Raw genomic sequence first — 19,039 nt, 5'->3', positions numbered from 1 at the left:
TTGTCTGCTATGTCCTGCGGTCGCAGATTGCACAATACCATGCCCACCCTGCCTTGCAAAACTCGAGCTCCTCATACGGCTCCGGCTATATTATTCGCTATCGTCCGTTTCTGTCTTTATTTCTAACACGTTCTAACCTTTTTCTTTCCTTGCCAGTTCATGACCATCCGCTTGCCGCAGTGCGGCCCAAGGGTTTGTCCGAGTGATAACAATCTCCCGACTATTCGGGCTGCTCAAAATACTCCACCTTGACGGCATGAGCGATCAGCTTGCGGAAATAAGCCTCATCCGGCTGAGCACACTGGACCCCGGTCCCCTCGAGGTACTCGAGTGTCTGCGGGCATGCGTAGCGGTAATTGGAGTTTTTCGCGCCGTCTCCCTCCAGCTGCGCCATGGCCAGCTCCAGGCCCGCCTGGTCCTTGGCCTGCTTCGGATCGAGAAGCCACTGCTCGTATTCCTTCCAATCGGTCAAGTCGATCGTATAACCGTATGCCTGGAAGAACCGCACCATGTCTCGATAAGATACCGTGACCGGGTTGCAGATATGAAACATCCGTCCCACGGTCGCGTCCTGAAGCGCCAAGGCGGTAATGGCTTCTCCTGCGTAATTGATCGGCGTCATATCGACTTCCCAGCGCACATCCGGCGCCTTTTTAAGCAGCAGCATTGCCTTAAGCATGCGGTAAAACGCATTGTTGTCGATGTTATTCTGGAATAAGCCGTTATCCGACCGGCAGGACAAATTGCCTACCCGATACACGGAAGCAGCAAGGCCCTCCCGGCCGGCTTGCACGACGAGCTTCTCGGCAGCCAGCTTGCTGTTGGTATAGACGTTCTCGACGTAAGCTTCGTCATAACCGGAGCCGGCCGTGATCGAAGCCCATTGGCCATTCAGCGCCAAATCTTCCGGAATGCCGAGCGTCGAAATAAAATGGAACCGAACGCCCGGCTTGGATTTGGCCAATGCCAGCAGACGGTTCGTGCTGTCCACGTTGACCCTGGCAAAATAGTCCGCTTCCCCAAAATGCTTGACTTCCGCACCGCAATGGAGGATAGAGTCCAGGCGATCTGCCAGCATGTCCCGAACTTCTTCGCTCAATCCTAAATGCTCCTGTTCCAGATCGCCCTGCACGGCGATGACCCGATTGTCCATCAGACGTTTGACTTCATTCCCGAAGTATCCGACCATCGTCTGTTCCAGACGGGCGTATGGCTCCTGCACGCTGGATGGCCGAACGAGACAATAAATCGAAGCTTTCGATTGGCGAAGCAGCTCGTACAGCAGGTGAGAGCCAAGGTAGCCGGTCGCGCCGGTCAGCAAAATGTTCTCCTGCGTGTATACCCGCCCTTCGGCAGGATCCTGAGGGTAAAAGCTGAGCGGAAACTCCGCCAAATCCTGCAGCGGAACGTCCTCACCGAATGCCTCCTCGGCTGTGGACGCTTCATGGGCCAGCACTTCGATCCGGCCGGCCAATGCGGCAATCGTCGGGTAGACGAAGAAATCGTTGATCTTCAGCTGCGGATAATTCGGCTTGAGCAGCACCAGGATCTCCAATATTTTCAAAGAGTAGCCGCCGATTTCAAAGAAATCGTCATGGATGCCGATTCTCGTCTGGCCAAGCGCTTTCTCCCAGGCAGCGGCCACTTCCTTTTGAATGGCCGTGACCGGGGCTTCATAGGGCGAATCGTCATCTTCCGGCACGATCTCGAAGGCCGCCAGCTTTTTGCGGTCGATTTTCCCTGTCGGTGACAGCGGCATTTGATTTACGAAGCACATATATTTGGGAACCATATAGCCGGGCACCTTTTGGCCTAAAAATTGGGCGAGGTCCTTGGAAGCAACCGGCTGCCCGTCATTTGACGTATAAAAGGCAGCGAGCACTTTGGTTCCGTCCTCTTCGGTTCTTGGAATGACAGCGATATCCTTGACGGACTCATGCTTTGCCAGATTGTCCTCGATCTCTCCGATCTCGATCCGGAAGCCCCGGATTTTTACCTGGGCATCCTTTCTCCCCCGATACTCCACCAGTCCGCTCGGAAGAAGGCGGACCATATCGCCCGAACGGTAAAATTTCTTGCCCGACTCCGGCGTAATCGGATCGGTGATGAAGGCTTCCTTCGTTTTTTCGGGCTGGTTCAAATACCCCTTGCCCACGCCGACGGAGCTGATCAGGAGCTCGCCGGTAACTCCGATCGGGCACAGCTCGTCGTGCTCGCTGACAATGTACAATTCATAATTGCTCAGCGGCGTTCCGATACATACTGTCGTCAGATCGTCCGGAACCGGATAATCGACGATATGGGAGGTTGCCACCGCCGTTATCTCGGTAGGACCGTAAAGATTGACGATCGGAACCTGCAGCTTTTTCTGCAGCATGCGTACGGCCTCTCCCGACAACGCCTCGCCACCGACGATGATGCTCTTGATGTTCCCGTATTTGGGCGCATCCTCTTCAGGCAAATGGGCGGCAAGCTGGTTGAAGAAAACGGTCGGCAGAATGGCGACGCGCGTCGCCTGCTGCTCCACCACCGCCGCGGTGAAGGCGTCGATGGAGAAACGCTCCTCATCGGTGAGCAGGTGCAGCCGGCTGCCGCAGGCCAGCGATCCGAAAATGTCATAGACCGACGCGTCAAAGCTGAACGTGGAGTACTGAAGAATCACGTCCTCCTCGGTCAGATCCATCTCCCTCCGCGTGGACTCCGCCAAGTTGACGACGCCTTGATGAGCGATCAGGGCTCCTTTCGGCTTGCCTGTGGAACCGGACGTATAAATGATATAGGCCAGATCATCCGGCTCAATGGCAACCGGGGATGCTTCTTCCGGATAGGAGTCCGCCTGTTCTCCCAATGGGAGAATCTCCGGCTTCCTGTCAAAACCGGCAAGCAGCGTTTCCAGACGGTCCACATATTCAGCATGTGTCAGGATCATCCCGGTTTGCGTGTCAGCAATAATATAGGCGTTTCTTTCATCCGGATGGGAAGGATCCAGCGGAATGTAAGCCCCCCCTGCCTTAATAACACCGAGCATGCAAACAATCGTTTCGAGGCTCCGCTTCATGAAAATAGGCACGAACTGCCCTTTTTGCAGCCCTTTGGACAGAAGCATGTTCGCGATCCGGTTAGACTGCCGGTCAAGCTGCTTGTAGGTTAACTGCTGCCCATCTTGAGTGACGGCGATCCGGTCCGGATACTTCGCTACGGTGGAAGCCATCATCCGGACGATCGTCGGCTGTTCCGGAAGGTCCATCTGCGTATCATTCAAAGCAGTATAAGCGGCCCGATCCTCCTCCAGCAGAAAAGGCAGGCGGCTGATTTCCAGATCCGCGTTGCGCAGCGCACCGCGAACGATTTGAGCGTAATGCCTGCTGAACTTGCGCACGGTCTGTTCCCGGAACAGCTGGCGCGCAAAGGCGATGCTCAGCGTCCAACGACCGGATTTCGCCTGAACATTCCAGCCCAGCCAAGCCGAACGGCTTCCATGAACCTCGCCGTACACCGCTTGATAGCCGAGGGGCTGCCCTATCATTTCTTCAAGCTCCTGCAGACTCAAATCCGCAGCGTCCAGCTCTCCCAGCTTGGCTTCGATCCGCGCATAGACCTGCCGGAACGTATCCTGTCCGCTGATCGCTGCGCGAAGCGGCAGCAGTTCTCCTTGCCGGCTCACCACGCCAAGCAGCAAATCCTGATCGGCGCTCATCCTGTACAGGAACACCGCGTAACCAGCCAGCCACCAGGCACGAGGGTTGCCCAGCCGGCTCAGTTCAGCAGCCTCTTCCGGTCCCAAGTCCAGTGTTTCCGTGATCCGCAGCAAATCGGGCTGAATTTCCCGCACCGGCTCATCCGTATAGAGATTGAGTCCGGGCAGAGGAAGCTCGAGTTCCTGGGACCAGTATGCCTTGCTGCGCTCGCTTATCGATGTTGTGTTCAAAATGTTCAGCTCCTTCATGATTACACCCGCAATTTATCGACTAAGGTTTCCAATTGGTCAGCGACCTGGTTCATCTGATTGGCGGAATCATAAATTCTGTCAAAAGAAGCCTGCTGCTCCTGGGCGCTCGTCTTGATCTCGCTGGATACGGCCGAGTTTTTCTCCGCCAGCTCCGCAAGCTGTTTGATGGAAGCCGTTATTTGCTCGGTTTCGGCAACCATCTGCTGCGTTGCTGCAGAAACCTCCTGAATTTGGCTCGTCACCGAATCGGTCGCGATCATCATGCCTTTAAACAGGGAACCGGTTTCCTTGACGACCTCAATCCCTTTGGCGACGTTCTGCTCGCCTTCGCTGATGGCCTCGACGGCCAGTGCGGTCTCATCCTGAATGAAGCGGATCAGCTCGATAATTTGTGTGGCGGATCTTCTGGACTCTTCGGACAATTTTTTGACCTCATCGGCTACCACGGCAAATCCCCGGCCTTCCTCGCCGGCCCGCGCCGCTTCGATGCTTGCGTTCAGGGACAGCAGATTGGTCTGAGAAGCAATCTCCGTAATGACCTGAACAATTTGGCCAATTTCCTGGGAACGGACCTGCAGCTTCTCAATAATGTCCACGGAATTTTTAACCGAGTGGTTGATCGAATTCATCTGCTCGATAACCTGCTCAACGTTCTCGTTCCCTTTTTCCGACTGATCCTTCATCTGCATCGAAATGTCCGACAGCTCGGACGTATTGCCGGCAATCGTGTTGACGCCTGACGAAATTTCCTCCAGCGAAACGACGCTCTCCGTGATGGACGTGCTCTGCAGTGCAACCCGCTCGGACATTTGTTCAATATTTTTCGTAATGGCCGACGAGTTTTTGTTATTGTTCTCCACAGCAGAGAACAGGAACTTCGATTGCTCCGCCGACTGCTCCGATACTTTTTTAATCGTCCCTACCAGCTCGTTGATTTGGTTCACCATCGTGTTGAATTTGGCGTTAACCTGTCCAAGCTCATCGTCGCCGGCCTTCAGCTGTACGGTAAAATCGCCTTTGCTGAGCTTGTCCAGCGCCGTCATAAGCGATTTGATCGGTGCAAACGTCCGTCTGTTCGTGTAATACTGCAGCGCCAATACGATAACCAGCGTAATCAGCAGGGCGAGCAGCGTGTTGCGAAGCAGATCATTCTGCCCGGAAGCGACCAGGCTGGCATCCACGTCGATGCCCATATAGGCAAAGATGTTGCCTCCTGCATCCTGGAACGGATACAGGACCGTGATCCATGTACCATAGTTATCTGTGTATGCTTTGGTAAACACCAGTTTTTTCGTTTTCAGCATTTCGCGGACAGCATCGGCATGTATTTTGGGCTGCTCGTACAGGTCGCCCAGATGCAAATTATCTTTGGCGAACATTTCCAGCACAGCCGACGGCATCGAAATTATCGAGGTTTGATTGCCTCCTTCGAGCTCTGGCCCGAAAATATACCCTTGGGCAATATTCGGATGTGTACGGGACAGCTCGTCAAAGATACCCGTTAGCTTTTGCTGGACAGCGGCGTTGGGATCCTTAACATCCTTGGCCTGCTCGACATCTTGTACCGATACGCTCTTCACCAAGGCATCCATCGTTTTACCGGAATCCGACTGCAGCTGCTCGGTCAGAACGGTTCCCTGGATATAAAAGCTTGCGCCAATGACGACTGCCCCGGTGATGAAAATATAAAGACTGGTCAGCAGCATACTTCTGCTTACAATACTTAAATTTCTAAACCGCCATTTCTTAGAAAATTGCTTAAGCTTGCTCATTTTCGTTTCTCTCCTTTAGTCTGTCTCTCTATTATGTAATCTCCAGGCACCTATCCACCCGGCTATCCCAGAAACGATCTTGGATTTCCGATCAACACCTCCCTGTGGCAGAAAACAGCATGTTCAGGGCAAAAAAATAGCAACCTATGGGAATGCAAACCACAGCTCACCAATTCATCTGCAACTGGCTGACATATCCCGTTTCGGAAGTAGTCCCTATAGCTTTGCGTCACTGCTTTTCAACAGTTTTGCCTATGGATTTCACGTGTACATTTTTATAGAAACTAATAAATAATTAGTAACTATAAATTGTTCATTTCGCAAACCTAGTCTACCATAATTTCCATGGATATTTCCATTCATTTCAGAAATTAACCCGCAAACATTTCCATATCCAACAATTGCTCTATTTCCGGCGTGTAAATTTCGATCAGCCCCTTTGCTTTCGTACAGACCGCGAGCTTATATGGTCCATCCATAGGGATCAGCATAAACTGATAGTTGCGTGCTTCAATGTCGGGACCGCTGTACTCTATTTTTCCGTCCGGACGAACCGTGATCGTAAATGAGCCCAGCGGCTGACTTAATCCTCTGCCGATGCACTTGATATAACTTTCTTTGAGCGTCCAGATGTCATAAAACCGGTTCAGCCGCTCTTCTTCGGTCAAGTGTTGAAGCATTCCGAGTTCAGCGGGTGAAAAACATGATTCAGCAATTCCCGGGTTCACAGGGAGCACATGCTCAACATCCACTCCGAGTTCAGATGGGCCGAGGGCGGCTACCACCCAATCTCCGGAATGGGAAAGATTAAAATGAATATCCGGTTCGTCTGCAAAGGCCGGTTTGCCAAATTCGCTGCGTGTCCATGGCTTGGAAAAGGCTGCAGCAGGCTTTACTTGGTTCACCGCCCAGCGCACCATGACCTCGCCGAACAGGCTTCTTACAGCATCCCTCCTGTTTCTGATTCGTCGTACTTGTTTGGTTCGTTCGGGAGAGACCCGTTTCATAAAATGATCGAAATGCGCCGCAGAAACGTTCTTGATCCCAAGCATATACAGTCTGATCATCAAGCCCTCCTGAGCACGCAGCTCCATTCGTAATCACCAGGTCCGCTTACAGCAGCTTTTGCTACTAAAATGAAAGGCGCGAAATCTAGTACATTTTCCCCAATTCATCGATTTGTTTAGGATGAACCTCCTACGAAAAACTAACGTTCATTATTACTATTCGGCCAATTTTTCCTATTTTTTAATAGCTTCTAGCATTTGTACACAAATTGATCAACAAATTAGGTACAAACGTCTACACGCGACGCCTCTGGGGACAAGCCTCGCATTCCCTTCAGGCAAAAAAAGCCGGATCCTCGGAAACCAAGAATCCAGCCTTTACCCGTACATCACCGCTGATCCGGGGCAGCTGCGTGGGAATAGCTCTCCAGCGAACGAGCCTTTCAACGAAAAAAAACCGTCCGGCAGCAGCCGGACGGTTGTACTTGATTGTAGCGTATTGATTGACAGGGCTGAACTTATCCTTCGGCCGTGACAAGCTGGTCGTCGAAATATACCGTTTTGCCGGTACGGGCAGACTCGTAAATGGCCTCCAAAACTTCCGTTACGACCAGCGCCTGTTCCGGTTTGACCATCGGCTCGGTATCGTTCAGAATGCTCTCGATCCAAAGACGGCATTCTCTGCCGGCTTGGCTCTCGGAATTGCCTGCGAAGTAGGCGACTCCACCTGTCTTCAGCTCCGGCTTCTTCGTATATAGCACACCAAGGTCCTCACCGTTGATGCGCAGGCCGTCCTTCATGTCCGCGCCGCCTTCCGTACCGGACAGGGATGCCTGAGCTTCACCCACGTCGAGCGTGTTGAGCGCCCAGCTCGCTTCCAGAATGACGGTTGCGCCGTTCTCCATCGTAATAAAGCCGAACGCAGAGTCTTCCACCTTAAATTCTTCCGCCTTCCATGGGCCAAAAGCGTTGGCAGGGCTTTCCTTGTCGCCGAGTTTGTAGTACACGTTGCCTTTGACGCTCTTTACCTTGTAGTTGTCCAGAAGCCAGAGCGTCAGGTCCAGCGCATGCGTACCGATATCGATCAACGGACCGCCTCCTTGCTCTTCCTCGTTCAGGAACACGCCCCATGTCGGCACGGCGCGTCTGCGGATCGCATGCGCTTTCGCAAAATAAATGTCGCCGAGGTCGCCTCTTTCGCAAATTTGCTTGAGGGTCAGGGAATCCGGACGATAGCGGTTGTCATAGCCGATGGTGAGCTTCTTGCCGGTCCGCTTGGCAGTCTCGACCATCGCTCTTGCCTCTTTGGCTGTCTTGGCCATCGGCTTCTCACACATCACGTGTTTGCCTGCTTCGAGGGCGTCGATCGTAATAAAGGAGTGCGATTTGTTCGGTGTGCACACATGCACGACGTCAATGCTCTCATCCTTCAGCAGTTCTTTGTAGTCGGTGTAAATTTTAATCGTATCCTCTTTGCCGATTTTGCGGGCGGACTCGATGGCACGCTCTTCGATGATGTCACAAAACGCCACCAGTTCTACGTTTTTCTGGTTAACCAGGTTCGGGATGTGCTTGCCGTTGGCGATGCCTCCACAACCAACGATTGCTACCTTCAATACTCTATCGGTATTTTGCGCCATGACTCATTCTCCTTTTCATATATAAAATGGGATTGTACCAGAATTACAAAATTTCCCGTAAATACTTCAGGCTCTGGCCGATGCTGTCCAGCTGCGGAATTTCATATTCCTCCTGCTCGACCGTAAACCAGTTGACGCCGTACTGCTTGCCTGCCGCCGTAATGGCACGGAAATCCATGATGCCGGAACCGATCTCCGTATTCCGCTTGTCCTCTGGGCTCTTCATATCCTTAATGTGCAGAATGGCGCAGCGCTCTTTGTATTTGTTGATAAAGTCCACCGAGCGCAGTCCGGCGTGCTCCGCCCAATATGTATCCAGCTCGATGAACAGATGATCAGGGTCCGTATTGTTCACCAGCAGGTCCAGCCCGTATTCGCCATCGAATTTCTCAAATTCAATGCCGTGATTGTGGTAACCGAAGCGGATACCGCTCTGCTTGCAGCGTTCGCCGAATCGGTTGAACAGCTCCGCAGTACGCTTGTAGCTGTCAGCGCTGTTTCTCATTTCCTCCGGAAGACCGGGACAGATGATGTAAGCGCTATTAATTTCCTGCGAATACTCGATCGTCCGATCCAGGTGATCCGTCAGCTCGGATACGCCGATATGGCTGCCGGCCGCCTGCAGGCCATACTCGTCCAGCGCTTTCTTCAGATCCGAGGCGGAAGTATTGAAATAACCGGCGAATTCGACGCCATCGTAGCCGATCTCCGCAACCTTCCGGAGCGTCCCGAGAAAATCAGTTCCTGTCAGTTCCTTGATTGAATATAACTGCAATGCCACCTTTTCCATCCTTTGCACCCCTTCCGTTGATACAAAGTAACGATACCAAAATCCCTCGATAAGTTATACAATGAACCTATTCTAATATATTAAATATTTGTCATTGTATAACGGGAGCGTGCGAAAATGACCGAGCCTTATTTTGAGTCGAACCGCCCATCCATCGGGACGATCCACTATCCGTACGAATGCATGATCCATCAAAGCGCCGGCAGCCGCTGGATCGTTCACGCCCACTGGCACATGTATATCGAGATTCTTTATTTTCTCACGGGAAAAGCCAAGGTGTTCCTGGGAGGAGAGTCCCATACCCTGAGCAAGGGCGATCTGATCGTGATCCACTCGCATGAAACCCACTCCATCTATGCGCTGGATGGGGAGCCGGTCTCTTATATCGTCATTAAATTCGATCCTGAAATTTTGTACTCGACATCCAGAACCGTATTCGAATCGAAGTACGTGCTGCCGTTTACGATGGCGGAATCGAACAATCAGCGGATGTTCGCCGAGTCCGAAATCAAGGATACGGTCGTCCCTGGCCTGGTTCGCGAAATTTATGACGAATTCACGACCCGGTCTTACGGCTTCGAGCTCGCGGTCCGGACGCTGATCTGCAGGCTCTTCCTGTGGTTTTTGCGCGAATCGAAAAACCTCGGCCTCCATTGGGATGTTGCCCACTCTCTAAAGGAGATGGACATCCAGATGCTGCAGAAAGTGTTCGAGTACATCGACGACAACTACCGCTTTGACATCAACGCCCAGGCCGCCGCGCGGATTTGCAACCTGAGCTACAGCTATTTTTCGCGCCGCTTCAAAGCGATCATGGGCAAAACGTTTACCAATTATTTGAATTATATTCGGATTACCGAGGCGGAGAAGCTGCTCCTGACCACCGAGATGACCATGACGGAAATTGCCCAGGAGACGGGATTCTCGAGCTCAAGCTACTTTATCCAGCAGTTCAAGCAGTACAAGAACATTTCGCCGAGCCAGTTCCGTAAAAAGGTCAGCAGCGAGAATGTTGAAATCCAAAACTCCCTCATCCGCAAAGATATGATATAATAGTCCGGCGCAGCACCCTGCGCTTAACTGAAGAAAATCCGCGCGTTCCCGCGCGGGAGAGGTTCGCGAACTCCCTCTATAAAAAACTAAGACTGCCCTCTTTGGCCATAAAGACCGGGCTTGTTTTTTTACGGATGCCAGTTCAAGAATCCTCTCTCTTCTGCCGGAGATCAGGTGCTTTCCAGCCCTGCCCTTCCGGACCAATTCATGAAGGAGAGGTTTTTTTATGCTCAAAAACGAAAAAGCGGTCGTCGTGTTCAGCGGCGGCCAGGACAGTACGACCTGCCTGTTCTGGGCGCTCCAGCAGTTCAAGGAAGTCGAAACGGTTACGTTTGACTACGGTCAGCGCCACCGGTTTGAAATCGAATGCGCGCAGTCGATCGCCGCGGAGCTCGGCGTGAAGAACACCGTGCTGGACATGAGCCTGCTCAATCAGCTCGCACCGAACGCGCTGACGCGAAGCGACATTGAAATCACACAGGAGGAAGGCGAACTTCCCAGCACGTTCGTGGATGGCCGGAACCATCTGTTCCTGAGCTTCGCCGCCGTGCTGGGCAAGCAATCCGGCGCCAGACATCTGGTCACCGGCGTATGCGAAACGGACTTCAGCGGTTACCCCGACTGCCGGGATGCTTTCGTCAAGTCCCTGAACGTGACGCTGAACCTCGCCATGGACTACGACTTTGTCATCCATACGCCGCTGATGTGGCTCGACAAAGCGGAAACCTGGAAGCTTGCCGACGATCTGGGCGCCTTCCCGTTTGTACGCGAACGCACGCTGACCTGCTATAACGGCATCATCGGCGACGGGTGCGGCGAATGCCCTGCCTGCAGGCTGCGCAAGGCTGGTCTTGATAAATACCTTCAATCCAAGGCGGAGGCGCTGCAGCCATGACCAAGACTCCCGGCGAATTCCGCATCGTGGACCGGCTGCAAAAGCTGGGGGAAGACATCCAGCCATCCGACCTGCGCTATCATCATAAGAGGGTGCTTGTCAGCAAAGAGTTTACCTTCGACGCCGCGCATCACCTGCATGCCTATGAGGGCAAATGCAAAAACTTGCATGGCCATACGTATAAAGCCGTTTTTGGGATCAGCGCCTTTCCGGACGAGGTCGGCATTACCGCCGATTTCGGCCTGATCAAGCAAATCTGGAAGGAGCGGATCGAACCTTCCTTGGACCACCGCTATTTGAACGAAACGCTGCCCCCGATGAATACGACCGCTGAGAATATAGTCGTTTGGCTGTTTGAGCGGATGGAAGAGGCGCTTAACTGCGGGAATTACCGAATCGAAGGCAGCCGGACCGAATTCGTCCGTCTGTACGAAACGCCGACGAGTTATGCCGAGGCGAGACGGGAGTGGATGTACGAATGAACATTCCCGTGCTTGAAATTTTCGGCCCGACGGTTCAGGGCGAAGGCATGGTCATCGGTCAGAAGACGATGTTCGTGCGCACGGCGGGCTGCGATTACCGCTGCTCCTGGTGCGACTCCGCATTTACATGGGACGGCAGTGCCAAGGCGGACATCCGCCAAATGAGCGCTGGCGACATCTGGGAGGAGCTTCAGCGGATCGGTGGCGAGCGCTTCTGCCACGTCACCCTGTCCGGCGGCAATCCGGCTCTGCTGCCCCAGCTCGGCTCGCTTGTGAGCCTGCTGGAAAGCCACGGGATCCGGATAGCCGTCGAAACCCAGGGCTCCCGCTGGCAGGATTGGCTCGACGACATTCACGAAGTCACGCTGTCACCAAAGCCGCCGAGCTCCGGAATGGAGACCGACTGGGAGATGCTGGACAGCATCGTGACCCGGCTTGCGGCCAGACCGGCCGCTTACGCGTACAGCTTGAAAGTCGTCGTCTTTGACGATGCCGATTTAGCCTATGCCGCCAAAGTCCATGCCCGGTACCCGCAGGCGCCGATGTATCTTCAGGTCGGCAATCCCGACCTGAAGCGGATGGATATCGCGGGCCATGCCGCCGACCTGCTCGCCCGCTATGAGCGGCTCATCGACGCGGTGGTCGCTTCCCCCGAGCTGAACGCGGTCCGCGTGCTGCCCCAGCTTCACGCGCTGGTGTGGGGAAATAAGCGCGGCGTTTGACCAAATCTGCAGCAGCCTTAAGCTCGCAGATTCGGACGGATGCCAGCTGAAAACATTTTCCTATTGAACAAATTAGAAACGATCCAGGAGGAATTACGATATGTCTAGAAGACAGCCGCACGAAATGAAGGATTTGACGCTTCTCGGCAACCAGGGGACCAAGTATGTGTTCCAATATGATCCTGAGCTGCTCGAGAGCTTTGATAACAAGCATGCCTACCGCGATTATTTCGTTAAATTTAATTTTCCCGAGTTTACCAGCCTGTGCCCGATCACGGGACAACCCGATTTCGCCACGCTTCATATCAGCTACATTCCCGACCAGAAAATGGTCGAGAGCAAATCGCTGAAGCTGTACCTGTTCAGCTTCCGGAATCATGGAGACTTCCATGAAGACTGCATGAATATTATTATGAACGATCTGATCAAGCTGATGGAGCCGCGCTATATTGAGGTATGGGGGAAATTCACGCCGCGGGGCGGCATTTCCATCGATCCGTATTGCAATTACGGACGCCCGGGAACCAAGTATGAGCAGTGGGCGGAGCAGCGCATGATCAACCACGACCTGTATCCGGAGAAAATCGACAACCGTTAAGGCGATAAGCCGATACACGCAGCAGCCGCGGGATCCCCCGCGGCTGCTTTGCGTACACCTGGGCGTCTTCTTTACGCCTTCTCCATCGGCCAGGCAGCCTCCAGCTGGATCCCGTTGTTATCAAGAAAGATGAAATTGCGAATGAGGCCCTGATCATAAATGTCCGTCATGACAACCCCAAGCTCTTGCAGCCTTTTCCGCAGCTTCACCCCGTCGGTCTCCGAATGCAGGCTAAAGGCTACATGCTGCAGCGCTCCTGGAAGAAACCGGCTCAAGCTGGACGAATTTCGGTCGGCCGCGAGCTGCTTGATCTCTTCGGAGCTCTGGCTGATGACAGCCTCCTCGTATTCAAAGAAATGAATTCCCCAAGACCGGGTATCCCCCGGTTTAATGAAGCAGTGACGTCCTCTTTTCCCGGCAGCAGAGAAAACAGGACCAGCCTCCATGCCAAGCGTGTGGACGTAAAATGCGATCGTTGCGTCAAGATCGGGTGTCACCAATGCCGTATGGTGAAATCCTTGCCAGCGGACATCAGGCGCCGACGATTGAGTTTGAATGTTACCCATCTGATCCATCTCCTTTTGCACTTTAATTAGAATTCTAACTATATGAACAAAAAAAGAGGACTCGCTTCCTCTCTTCTATTAGCGGTCCATGCGCTGTACCACTCTGATCAGCAGACTCCTAAGGGATTCATACTCCTCCGTGGTGAATTCCTGTCTGACCGCATGATCGATCCGCTGCGTCAAATGCCGGGTCCGGGCGGCAAGCTCCTTGCCAGGCTCCGTCAGGTAAATTTGCTTGGAGCGCGCGTCTTCCGGATGGTCGCGGCGGTAGACCAGCCCCCGCTTTACCAGCCCGTTGATCAGACTCGTTACGCTGGGACGCTCGATCATCAGGATCGGCTCCATTTCGGACGGTGTAATACCGGGATAATGGTCGATAATTCCGAGGGCACTCCACTGCGTGTGTGTGATGCCGTATGGCTTCAACAGCCCTTCGAGCTCCCTTCTCATCGCGATATAAGCCGTCTTGACCAGGCGTCCCAGCGGGCCTGCGTCCCATTCCCAAACGTTCCCATTTCCTTGCTCGCCACTAACCATGACCAAATCCTCCATTTAGTTAGAATTCTAACTACAACTCTAAATCACGCGCATGGATTTGTCAATTTCGCAGTGTCACTTGGGCCATTGTGACATACGCTATGTTAACGACGGATTTGGGAAAGGAGCCCGCCATGCTCGTCTTCATTCTGCCTTCCCTCCACCTGCGCCACGCACAATCAACCGCCAGTTCCGTACAGCAGGAGCTCCCTGATTCGAATGTCGTCGTGCTGGAACATGGCAGTCTCGGTTCCCGGATGAACCAAGAGCTTGCCTCGTACCAGGAGTCCTACTTTCTGACGCTGCACGCGGGGGAGCGGCTGCTTCCGGGCATGGGTGCCTTCCTGCGCACAGAGCTTTGCAATCTTCCCGAAACGTCGGCCGGCTGCCTCTTCAGCCCCACAATCCCAGATGAGGGCGGACGCGAACGGTTCCAGCCGCCCAGAGGCCCGCTGATCTGGCGAACGGACGCTGTCATGGCGCCGCCTTCACCAGGTTTCACGGAAACAGCGCTGCTGCCTTTCGAATCCTACATCCTGTTAGACAAACAATACCAGCTGAGCGCCGCTTTCACCTGGACTTCTACCCGCAATTCTCCGGTGGTTCCAGCTGTCTCCTCCCCGTTACCCTGGCAAAAAAAGAGTGAGGAGTGGGAGCTGCTGTGTCCGCTGCTCGCTGCACCGATCCAGGTTGAGCCGAGGACGGACGCGTCACATAAAGTGCCGCTGGTAACCGTCCTGCTATGTACTTATAATGATGCCGAGTATGTTCCCTGGGCCGTCCGATCGGTCATGGCGCAAACGCTGCCCGATTGGGAACTCTTAATCATCGATGACGGGTCGACCGATCATACGGCACATATCTTGGACTCGCTGTATCCGGACCACCGCATCCGCACCTGCCGGCTGGAACGCAATTCGGGAAAGGCCCATGCTCTGAATTCGGGATTGTCCATGGCGAAAGGAAGCTGGCTGCTCGAGCTCGATGCCGACGACTGGCTGTCCCCCGACTGCCTGGAACAGTTATACAGCAATGCTAGCCTGCACAGGCAGGCAGGCGTTATATATGCCGATCACATCCAGTGGGAGGAACGGAAAAATAAGCAGCTGATCTATCAGGGCGTACGTACCGCCATTCATCCTTTCTCCACTGCCAGTGTAATCGAAGCCGGCATTCCCATCGCCCCGCGGATGTTCAATACAGCCAGACTTAGATCGTTGTCCGGCTGGAGCACGGATTCCCCGTTCGGCGGCCGTCTGTACGAAGATATCGAAATCCTCGCCAGAATGTCGGGGTCCGCCGAATTGTTGCGTGTCAATAGGGCACTGTACCATCGGCGAATCCGCCTGCACAGCATTACGCACCGCCATGCAGATCATTACCCGGAATGGCTGAGCTGGATGAACGCCGGGGACAATGGGACTGCACCGAAACAATGATCGTTTACTGAGGAAGGATGCGGACCAGCGCTACGCTGCCCGTGGAAATATTTACGCGCTGCGTTGTTGGGATATAATTAGTACTCACCGTATCCACGGCAAGTATACCGCCTGAAGAAGAAACCAGGGTGCCCTGTATAAACTGATTGGGCTGCAGCACCTCCACGTGTCTGCCAACAAAAACGGCAAGTGCTTCCTCAAAGTTCATATGCTTTCCCTCCTGAATTCACTAAGGTTATGAAACGGCCAGCAAGCTGCGGAACGGAATCAACACGTTGCTTCCATCCTGTTCAAGAACCTGCACATAATCTTCGCCAATCAGAATCAAAGTGCCGAATATGGTCCCCACTGGCGTTTCCAGCGTGACGCGTGTATTGATCCGCGGTGTGAGCAGGGCCACGATGCCTGTAGGTCCAGTACCCGGCGCTGGTCCTGGTCCTGGGGCTGGACTTGGCGCCGGTCCTGGTGCCGGTCCTGGACCGATGCCCGAGCGGCTGTTCAGGTTGGCAACCTGCTGCTCTAGCTTGCTCACTCGAGCCGAAAGCTCCGCCACGGTACCCGCCACGCTCTCGAACTGCTGTTTCAGTTTCAACAGCCGGTGCTTGATATCATGGATCACTTTCAGAAGCGGCCACGTTCTTTTCCTATGGTGATGCCGCTTCTTTTTGTGATGTGCGGGTATTCCGTAATCCTTCACGTGTTTTTTCATGAATACCAATTTCACTTGACCTACCTCCTTTATAGTCATTGGTACAATATGTGAGTAGATTACGATAGGGACCAGGCCAAGTGGAAGTTGATCAAAATGCCCAGCGGTAAGCTTTTACCCGGGCATTTCTCCTAAAAATGATCCTCTCGTATGGTGTTATACCCAAACGTAAATCTGACCCGGTACATATTTTGTACATAGACAATCGTTTAGGGAGGAGAATAACGCTTGAACAAACCGAGGAACCGATCCAGGAAGGGATCCCGTCCATTGTCTGCCTCCGCGGCCCATAAATCAAAAAGCAATCATTCTGCCAAGCCAAAACACACCCTAGACCCGCGTATAACCGCACTTGCTTCACCGCGCAATTCTCTGCCGATGGAGCCTTTTCCAGGGCAGCGCCATGGGGCGTATTCGACCCCTCGCTTCCCAAACTCGGCTCCTCCTACAATGAAGCCCATACAGGATCTTCAAACAGCAAAACCCGGTCCGGATTCGGCGGTACCCTATGATATCATCCGGTTTCCCGTTATTGACTGGGACTTCCGCTGGCAGCGTCCGCAGCAGTTGTCCCGGCAGTTCGCCGCACGAGGTCACCGCGTTTTTTATATAACGACGGACGTCGTCTGCAACTCAAAGGAGCATGCCGCCAGGGATGAAGTCTGCTTATATGTCAAATTCAAAAAGGTAGACCGGAACGTATGGTTGGTGACCCTCTGTGCCCATAGACGTCTAAACTTGTATCAGGACCAAATGGACGATTTGGATATCCAATATTTGAAATGGTCACTGGAGCATGTCCTTGCCAAATTTGCGGTCACCTCGTATGTATCCATCGTCGACCTTCCGTTTTGGACTCCGCTTGTCACGGCGATGAACCGGCACAACATCATGTATGACTGCATGGATGATCATGCCGGCTTTTCGACCAATCATGCCGACGTTATTCATCAGGAAGACCTGCTGATCCAAAAAGCAAATGTGGTGATCACTTCCTCGCAAGTGCTTCATCAGCGCGTCCGTGAGCTGAATCCCGCATCGATTCTGGTGCGCAACGCTGCCGATGTCAGCCATTTCGCCGGCTGGGCGGGCAGCGCCCCCGCAGAACTCAGCAGCATTTCCGGCCCGGTGATCGGTTATTACGGCGCGATCTCGGATTGGTTTGATATCGGTTTGATTGAAACGATGGCCCGGAACAGGCCGGAATGGACCTTTGCCTTAATCGGCCATACGTTCGGCTGCGACACCTCCGGGGTGGAACAGCTGCCGAACGTCCTGCTGCTCGGGGAGAAGCCCTATGAGGAGCTACCCGGCTATCTTCACCGTTTTGACTGCGCGATCATTCCGTTCGTCCAGAACAACTTGACCCAGGCGACAAACCCCGTCAAGCTCTATGAATATTTGGCTGCGGGCAAGCCGGTCGTTTCCACCCCTTTGCCCGAGCTGACCGAAATCGCCTCGGACATGGTGGAAATCGCGGATTCCCCTGCAGCGTTCGAGGCGGCGGTGGAGCGGACGCTCAGCATCGAGGCGGCGCAGCCGGAAGCCGCGAGAATCCGGCGTAAATTTGCCATGTGCAATACGTGGGGGCATCGATACGAAATGCTGCATCGTGCCATTGAGCGGTTTATTTTTCCGAAGGTCAGCATCGTCATCGTGACCCATAACAACTGGTCGTTCACCCGGCAGTGTATGAACAGCCTGCTTCGGAAAGACGCCTATCCGAACATGGAGATCATTGTAGTCGATAACGGCTCCACCGATCAGACCCGTGTTCAGCTTGCGGCGTTGGCGCAGAAACCGGTGCAGACCGTCTTTTCACCCATCAATCTGGGGTTTGCCGAGGCGAACTCATTGGGAGCAAGCTGTGCGACCGGCGAATATCTGATTCTCCTTAATAATGATACGATCGTCCCCGACTCGACCTGGGTTCCCAAGCTGATCCGGCCGATGCAGGAACACAGCGATATCGCCATGACCGGACCGATGTCCAACCACGTAGGGAATGATCAGGCGCTGGACTTTTTTATCGGTGACCCCGTACAGGGAGCGGATCCCGGCTGGCTGCAGGAGTTTTATGAAAATTACCGCGGACGCACCCGCGAAACCGGACTGCTCGGATTTTTCTGTGTGGCCATCCGGCGCAGCGCATTTGAAGAGATCGGGCCGCTGGACCGCCATTACGGCATCGGTATGTTTGAAGACGACGATTACTGTGAACGGGTCAAGCAAGCGGGTTACCGGATGGTGATCGTTGAAGACGCCTTTGTGTACCATCACGGCAGCGCAACGATCAAGAAGTTGAAAAGCCAGGAATATCAAGCGCTGTGGGAACGAAACAAGCATTATTATGAAGCAAAGTGGACCAAGTCGTGGCAGCTGCCCAAGGGTCCGTTGAACCCTTTTAACCTGTCCGCAACCCCGGAAGAAGTCCGGGAACAGGCCGATGCTCTCCACCCTGGAGAAAAGCGGGTGCTGCTGCTTGGTGAATTGTCCTGGAGTGACGAACCTGCAAGATGGCAGCAGCTGGTGAAGCAGTTCGCACAAAGGGACGACTGCAACGTGATTGTCTACACGCTGACATATCTTCAGCATCCCGTCGTGGGTATCCGCAAGGCCGGCCCCCGGCTGTATTTGACCAACCGGATCGATTTGTTCAGCCAGGTCAGCTTCGATTTAGCCGTTTATTGCGGGTCGCAGCAGTTGTTCGAAGAGATTCATGCCAATCATTATGCGGTGGATAGAAAATGCTACCAGGCTAGTCAATTCGAGCCGCTGGCCGCCAAATTACCGGAAGTTCAGCTGTACGATGAGCCTGAAGCGTCCCGGATCGTTCAGCAGTCACTTGCATGATAGGCCTTTACGATGGCTGAATCATTC

General features: G+C 53.6%; 16 protein-coding genes and 2 riboswitches. Of the genes, 7 read left to right on the top strand and 9 right to left on the bottom strand.

Features of this window, described 5'->3' with window-relative positions; genetic code table 11:
* Window positions 1-220 precede the first annotated feature (220 nt).
* The 5 genes from IAE55_RS00440 to IAE55_RS00420 all read right to left on the bottom strand — a co-directional run bounded on the left by IAE55_RS00440 (window position 221) and on the right by IAE55_RS00420 (window position 9,158).
* On the bottom strand, window positions 221-3,928 hold the full coding sequence (locus tag IAE55_RS00440; RefSeq protein WP_145157001.1) for a non-ribosomal peptide synthetase family protein: 3,708 nt from the start codon (window positions 3,926-3,928) through the stop codon (window positions 221-223).
* Between the two features lie 20 nt (window positions 3,929-3,948).
* The gene (locus IAE55_RS00435; RefSeq protein WP_145020961.1) at window positions 3,949-5,721 is read right to left on the bottom strand and encodes a methyl-accepting chemotaxis protein; all 1,773 of its coding nucleotides are present in this window, start codon (window positions 5,719-5,721) and stop codon (window positions 3,949-3,951) included.
* Window positions 5,722-5,897: 176 nt separating this feature from the next.
* Window positions 5,898-5,984, bottom strand: a riboswitch (cyclic di-GMP riboswitch).
* Between the two features lie 108 nt (window positions 5,985-6,092).
* A complete protein-coding gene (locus tag IAE55_RS00430) occupies window positions 6,093-6,773 on the bottom strand; it encodes a 4'-phosphopantetheinyl transferase family protein (RefSeq protein ID WP_186327321.1) in 681 nt (226 codons plus the stop codon).
* Between the two features lie 473 nt (window positions 6,774-7,246).
* A complete protein-coding gene (locus IAE55_RS00425; protein ID WP_089546859.1) occupies window positions 7,247-8,368 on the bottom strand; it encodes a Gfo/Idh/MocA family protein in 1,122 nt (373 codons plus the stop codon).
* Window positions 8,369-8,411: 43 nt separating this feature from the next.
* The gene (locus IAE55_RS00420) at window positions 8,412-9,158 is read right to left on the bottom strand and encodes a sugar phosphate isomerase/epimerase family protein (protein WP_200630617.1); all 747 of its coding nucleotides are present in this window, start codon (window positions 9,156-9,158) and stop codon (window positions 8,412-8,414) included.
* 117 nt (window positions 9,159-9,275) lie between these two features.
* Here IAE55_RS00420 and IAE55_RS00415 point away from each other — a divergent pair, with 117 nt between their 5' ends.
* The 5 genes from IAE55_RS00415 (at window position 9,276) to queF (ending at window position 12,908) form a co-directional block, all read left to right on the top strand.
* The gene (locus tag IAE55_RS00415) at window positions 9,276-10,211 is read left to right on the top strand and encodes an AraC family transcriptional regulator (protein WP_076167260.1); all 936 of its coding nucleotides are present in this window, start codon (window positions 9,276-9,278) and stop codon (window positions 10,209-10,211) included.
* A 52-nt stretch (window positions 10,212-10,263) separates the two neighbouring features.
* Window positions 10,264-10,307, top strand: a riboswitch (PreQ1 riboswitch).
* Between the two features lie 130 nt (window positions 10,308-10,437).
* The gene (gene queC, locus IAE55_RS00410) at window positions 10,438-11,106 is read left to right on the top strand and encodes a 7-cyano-7-deazaguanine synthase QueC (RefSeq protein ID WP_145156998.1); all 669 of its coding nucleotides are present in this window, start codon (window positions 10,438-10,440) and stop codon (window positions 11,104-11,106) included.
* Window positions 11,103-11,588, top strand: a complete 486-nt coding sequence (gene queD / locus IAE55_RS00405; RefSeq protein WP_200630616.1) for a 6-carboxytetrahydropterin synthase QueD — start codon at window positions 11,103-11,105, stop codon at window positions 11,586-11,588. Before queC ends, queD begins: the two co-directional genes overlap by 4 nt.
* On the top strand, window positions 11,585-12,310 hold the full coding sequence (gene queE / locus IAE55_RS00400) for a 7-carboxy-7-deazaguanine synthase QueE (protein WP_200630615.1): 726 nt from the start codon (window positions 11,585-11,587) through the stop codon (window positions 12,308-12,310). The genes queD and queE overlap by 4 nt, the downstream gene beginning before the upstream one ends.
* Window positions 12,311-12,410: 100 nt before the next feature.
* Window positions 12,411-12,908: a preQ(1) synthase gene (gene queF / locus IAE55_RS00395; RefSeq protein WP_200630614.1), complete on the top strand. Its 498-nt coding sequence runs from the start codon at window positions 12,411-12,413 to the stop codon at window positions 12,906-12,908.
* 71 nt (window positions 12,909-12,979) lie between these two features.
* Here the strand turns inward: queF and IAE55_RS00390 are convergent, their stop codons facing one another.
* A complete protein-coding gene (locus tag IAE55_RS00390; RefSeq protein ID WP_200630613.1) occupies window positions 12,980-13,474 on the bottom strand; it encodes a VOC family protein in 495 nt (164 codons plus the stop codon).
* Window positions 13,475-13,552: 78 nt separating this feature from the next.
* A complete protein-coding gene (locus IAE55_RS00385) occupies window positions 13,553-14,011 on the bottom strand; it encodes a MarR family winged helix-turn-helix transcriptional regulator (protein ID WP_145156993.1) in 459 nt (152 codons plus the stop codon).
* 134 nt (window positions 14,012-14,145) lie between these two features.
* On the opposite strand from IAE55_RS00385, the gene IAE55_RS00380 reads away from it, so the two are divergent.
* On the top strand, window positions 14,146-15,450 hold the full coding sequence (locus IAE55_RS00380; RefSeq protein WP_200630612.1) for a glycosyltransferase family 2 protein: 1,305 nt from the start codon (window positions 14,146-14,148) through the stop codon (window positions 15,448-15,450).
* Between the two features lie 4 nt (window positions 15,451-15,454).
* Here the strand turns inward: IAE55_RS00380 and IAE55_RS00375 are convergent, their stop codons facing one another.
* Together IAE55_RS00375 and IAE55_RS00370 are read right to left on the bottom strand one after the other, a co-directional pair.
* Window positions 15,455-15,658: a hypothetical protein gene (locus tag IAE55_RS00375; RefSeq protein WP_145020978.1), complete on the bottom strand. Its 204-nt coding sequence runs from the start codon at window positions 15,656-15,658 to the stop codon at window positions 15,455-15,457.
* A 27-nt stretch (window positions 15,659-15,685) separates the two neighbouring features.
* Window positions 15,686-16,174, bottom strand: coding sequence for a hypothetical protein (locus tag IAE55_RS00370; RefSeq protein ID WP_186325879.1), 489 nt, complete (start codon window positions 16,172-16,174; stop codon window positions 15,686-15,688).
* A 435-nt stretch (window positions 16,175-16,609) separates the two neighbouring features.
* On the opposite strand from IAE55_RS00370, the gene IAE55_RS00365 reads away from it, so the two are divergent.
* Window positions 16,610-19,012, top strand: a complete 2,403-nt coding sequence (locus IAE55_RS00365) for a glycosyltransferase (protein WP_234489210.1) — start codon at window positions 16,610-16,612, stop codon at window positions 19,010-19,012.
* Window positions 19,013-19,039 lie beyond the last annotated feature (27 nt).

Source organism: Paenibacillus sp. S28 (assembly GCF_016624415.1).
Classification (GTDB): domain Bacteria; phylum Bacillota; class Bacilli; order Paenibacillales; family Paenibacillaceae; genus Paenibacillus_AQ; species Paenibacillus_AQ favisporus.
This window is presented reverse-complemented; position numbering and strand designations above follow the sequence as displayed.